Source organism: Oleiphilus sp. HI0079, from assembly GCF_001635105.1.
The window spans coordinates 1-411 of the sequence record NZ_LWFT01000236.1 but is presented as its reverse complement, the minus strand read 5'-3'; the positions used below and the strand labels follow the sequence as shown (position 1 = coordinate 411).

At 44.5% G+C, this 411-nt stretch carries 1 protein-coding gene; it reads right to left on the bottom strand.

What is annotated here, in order from left to right:
* Positions 1-319: acyl-CoA dehydrogenase N-terminal domain-containing protein (locus A3750_RS03565; RefSeq protein WP_197474856.1), on the bottom strand; the 319-nt coding region annotated here is incomplete at its 3' end.
* Positions 320-411: the final 92 nt, after the last annotated feature.

Here is a 411-nt window from a genome sequence, read left to right as displayed (position 1 = left end):
GAAGGCCTTGGCCACCATGTTCAACAGGCGTTGCTAAACCGCTCCAGCCTCCTTGTTGATAGGTCTGATAGGCTTCTTTAAAACCAGCGGGAGTAGTGACCGCTTTCGTTTCCGGATCATATTGACACCCTTCCCTATCGCCAGACGCGTTAATGGGCTGAAGGACATTCTCTGATAACTTTGCTGCTTCCTCTAGTACAGCACGCTGCATGTCTTCGGTCGCATCTTCAAACTGTTCAATGTTGGCTATGTTGCCAGCTTTCAAAATCTCATAGAGAACAAAGTACATGTCCTCTAAAGGAGCTTTGTAATGATTCACAATTCACCTCTATTCGTTGTTGTGTACTGCTATTACGCAAGGTTTACGAAATTAGGTCAGTGGAATTGCCAATTTCAGTAAATAGCTCAATT